Origin of the sequence: Desulfosporosinus metallidurans (assembly GCF_001936615.1) — a bacterium.
Classification (GTDB): Bacteria; Bacillota; Desulfitobacteriia; order Desulfitobacteriales; family Desulfitobacteriaceae; genus Desulfosporosinus; species Desulfosporosinus metallidurans.
Genome location: NZ_MLBF01000112.1, coordinates 1 through 4,004 on the forward strand (window position 1 = coordinate 1; position 4,004 = coordinate 4,004).

General features: G+C 42.4%; 5 protein-coding genes. All 5 read left to right on the plus strand.

Going from position 1 to position 4,004, the window contains the following annotated elements:
- The first annotated feature begins 151 nt into the window (after positions 1-151).
- The gene (locus DSOL_RS25535; RefSeq protein WP_075367513.1) at positions 152-1,600 is read left to right on the plus strand and encodes a 4-hydroxyphenylacetate 3-hydroxylase family protein; all 1,449 of its coding nucleotides are present in this window, start codon (positions 152-154) and stop codon (positions 1,598-1,600) included.
- A 49-nt stretch (positions 1,601-1,649) separates the two neighbouring features.
- Complete coding sequence (locus DSOL_RS25540) at positions 1,650-1,931, plus strand: NifU family protein (protein ID WP_075367514.1); 282 nt, start codon at positions 1,650-1,652, stop codon at positions 1,929-1,931.
- A gap of 82 nt (positions 1,932-2,013) precedes the next feature.
- Positions 2,014-2,250 (plus strand): hypothetical protein, encoded by a 237-nt coding sequence (locus tag DSOL_RS25545; RefSeq protein WP_207649682.1) that lies wholly within the window; start codon positions 2,014-2,016, stop codon positions 2,248-2,250.
- On the plus strand, positions 2,231-3,526 hold the full coding sequence (locus tag DSOL_RS25550; protein WP_075367516.1) for an acetyl-CoA hydrolase/transferase family protein: 1,296 nt from the start codon (positions 2,231-2,233) through the stop codon (positions 3,524-3,526). Before DSOL_RS25545 ends, DSOL_RS25550 begins: the two co-directional genes overlap by 20 nt.
- A 90-nt stretch (positions 3,527-3,616) precedes the next feature.
- Positions 3,617-4,004, plus strand: a 388-nt coding sequence (locus DSOL_RS25555; protein WP_139314628.1) for an MBL fold metallo-hydrolase, incomplete at its 3' end; no start/stop codon positions are given.

Below are 4,004 nucleotides of genomic sequence, written 5' to 3' on the forward strand. Positions count from 1 at the left end.
CAATTGCTAGGCGAAACTCTATCTATATAAACCGAACTCTATCGATCATTGGACCTGATTTGCATTGTGGTAAGGGTATCCCTTCATTAAATTTTACTAACTGCTACGTGCAACTATGGTTTAAATTAACTATTTTGGAGGTACCAACTTTATGAAAACTGCAGCACAGTATGAAGAGAGTCTACGTGGCCTTAATTTCAAGGTTTATCTACAGGGCGAGTTAGTGGAGAACCCAGTGGATCACCCAATTATTAGACCGTCTATGAATTCCGTTAAAGCTACCTATGCTTTAGCCGAAGATCCACAATATGAGGAATTGATGACGGCTACCTCACACCTTTCCGGTGAGAAGATCAACCGTTTTTGCCACCTACATCAAAACACTGAGGATCTTGTAAAAAAGGTAAAAATGCAACGTCTTTTAGGGCAACAGACAGCAGCTTGCTTCCAACGCTGTGTCGGTATGGATGCTATTAACGCCGTTGATAGTGTTACTTTTGAAATGGATCAAAAATTAGGAACAAATTACCATGAACGATTTGTTAAGTTTCTTACAAGAATGCAAGAAGAGGATTGGACAGTCGACGGAGCAATGACCGACCCTAAAGGCGATCGTGGCCTGGCACCCAGTCAGCAGGAAGATCCGGACTTATTTGTACACGTTGTAGAAAAAAGGGAAGACGGTATCGTAGTAAGTGGCGCAAAAGCACACCAAACCGGAGCACTTAATTCCCACTGGATTCTTGTTATGCCTACTATAGCGATGGGAAAGAATGATGCAGACTATGCGGTAAGTTTCACGGCCCCAGCGGATGAGGATGGAATAATTTACATTTATGGCCGTCAGTCTTGCGATACCCGTAAATTAGAAGGTGGAGACATTGACGTTGGAAACAAACAATTTGGTGGTCATGAAGCCTTGATGGTTTTTGATAACGTATTTATTCCTTGGGAAAACGTTTTCATGTGCGGAGAATACGAGTTTAGCGGCTCTTTGGTAGAAAGGTTTGCGGGATATCATCGCCAGAGCTATGGCGGCTGCAAGGTGGGCGTTGGGGATGTCTTAATAGGAGCAGTGGCTTTGGCAGCGGATTACAATGGTGCTGCAAAGGCATCGCATATTAAGGATAAACTGATTGAAATGGTCCATCTCAACGAAACATTATATTCCTGTGGTATTGCTTGTTCAGCAGAAGGTCATAAAACTGCATCGGGCACCTATTTAATTGACCTGCTTTTAGCCAATGTTTGTAAACAGAATGTTACTCGTTTTCCCTATGAAATTGCTCGTTTGGCTGAGGATATTGCTGGGGGTTTGATGGTAACCATGCCTTCTGAAAAGGATTTGCGTCATCCCGAGATTGGTAAAGTGGTTGAAAAGTACTTTAAGGGTGTTGCTTTTGTACCAACTGAACATCGTATGCGTATTCTGCGATTGGTTGAAAACCTCACCCTAGGCACTGCTGCGGTCGGTTATAGAACAGAATCTATGCATGGCGCAGGTTCACCTCAAGCGCAAAGAATCATGATTTCCCGCCAAGCTAACCTAGCACAAAAGAAAGAACTGGCCAAAGCCATCGCCGGGATTTCTACAAAATAGCTGAAGTCCTGACTGAGCTTTAAGTCAGAGTTTAAATGGGGATGTTTGTATGAAAGAAATTATCGATATCATCGATAGGAAAATACGTCCAGCACTTAACGCTCATAATGGCGATATCAGCCGGGTTCGAGAGACGCCTGAAGGTTTTGTTAAAGTGAGATTGACTGGGGCATGTTCTACATGCCCCAGTTCTCAACAAACATTGTCCGAGTTTATTGAAGCGGTGATCAAAGCTGAATGCCCACAGATCAAAGGCGTGATATCCGATTGTGAGACAAGTGACGATTTAATATCTGAGGCTTTAGGAATTCTACGGAAGGTTCCACAGTAGAACTATGCTTGATAAACGGGCAAGCATTAATTTTTGTGGTGGATGTAACCCAAGGATTAATCGAGGAAAAGTTGCTGGCGAAGTGAAAGAGCTTCTAACGTCGTATGGTTACCATATATCTTTTAACAGTTTTGACGTAAATCTTATCATATATTTAAGCGGATGTACGTCAAACTGTGCTCAAAAGTATAGCAAGAGTGATATTCCTAGCGTCGTCGTTGCTGCTTTAACAGTCGATACTGTGATAGTAGACGAAAGCGGGATTGTCGCTGAAATTGTAAAAAGAGTGAGGAATTATTATGAACAACTGGAAAAATAACTATCTAGAAAGGATTGTAACTCCAGAACAGGCTGTCCTGCACATTAAGTCCGGTGATCGGGTTGTAATAGGGCACGCTTGTGGAGAACCGCCTTCCTTGATTGAGGCATTAGTAAATAGGGCTCCAGACCTTAATTCTGTTGAAGTTGTTCACATGGTGGCTATGGGCCCGGCAAAATACGCCCAACCAGGAATGGAGGAGAGTTTTCGGCATAATGCACTTTTTATTGGGTCTTCCACTCGTAAAGCCTTTGAGGAAAAGAGGGCAGATTTTACTCCTTGTTTTTTTTCCGAGATTCCACGCTTGTTTAAAAACAACATCCTACCTGTCGACGTCGCCCTCATTCAGATAACACCCCCTGATGAGCAAGGATATTGTAGTTTTGGAATTTCTGTTGATTATACTCAGGCAGCCACAGAATGTGCAAAGCTTGTCATTGCTCAGGTTAATAGTTACATGCCCAGAACAGGAGGGGCCAAAATCCATCTGGACAAAATTAACTTTATTGTGGAAAAGGACGAACCATTAATTGAGCTAAAACCGCCTAAAATTGGAGAAGTAGAAAAAGCCATTGGAGAGAACGTAGCAGAGTTGGTTCAAGATGGTGCCACCCTGCAGTTAGGTATAGGGGCAATACCGGATGCAGTATTGTTATTCTTAAAGGAAAAGAAAGATTTGGGAATTCATTCGGAAATGTTTTCTGACGGTGTTGTAGCATTAGCAGAGGCAGGAGTGATTACTAACCGGAAGAAAACCTTGAATCCAGGTAAATTTATGGCAACTTTTTTAATGGGAACACGAAAACTATATGACTTTGTTAATAATAATCCAACCGTTGAGCTTCATTCAGTCGATTATGTTAATGATCCTTATGTGATCGGGCAACATGAAGCTATGATTTCGATTAATTCTGCCTTACAGGTAGATCTGATGGGACAGGTAAACGCGGAAATGATTGGTTCAAGGCAATTTAGTGCCGTTGGAGGACAAGTTGACTATGTCCGTGGAACAAGCCGTTCGCTAAACGGTAAATCCATCATTGCCTTACCGTCTACGGCGGCAGGTGGCAAGATTTCACGCATTGCTTGTGAATTAGATCGTGGGGCTGCAGTGACGACCTCTCGAAATGATGTTCATTACGTTATTACCGAGTATGGTGCTGTAAATTTAAGAGGTAAAAGTCTTCGTCAGCGAGCTGAGGCTTTAATAAGTATTGCTCATCCAGATTTTCGCGTTAGTTTGATGGATGAAGCTAAAGAAAAAGGAATTCTCTAAGAAACGAGGGAGGTGAACATTTAAACGGGTATTATAAGCCTTCAACTGGTAATTTAATAACCTAACAAAACTGAATGGAGGAAGAAAAAAATGAAAGTATATGTGCTTAATAATGGGTGGCTGGAATGTGATGAGAACTGGATGGTTGCTCAATCAGTGCTCGGTTCATTGGGCAATAAGACACCCCAAGTCAATTGGATCAAGATACCTGTCTACGCGGTCTTAATTGATCATCCCCAAGGTAAAATATTATACGATTTAGGGTGTCACCCGGATGCAATGAAGGGATACTGGCCTGCCGGGCTGCAAGGAGTTTTCCCTTACTATTTCGAAGAATCTCAAGACTTTGCTACACAACTTGCTCTGACTGGAACTAAACCAGAAGACATCAAAACGGTCGTTTTATCCCACCTCCATCTTGATCATGCGGGCAATATGCACTTATTTGAGCATGCAGATGTTTACGTTCACCAAAGGG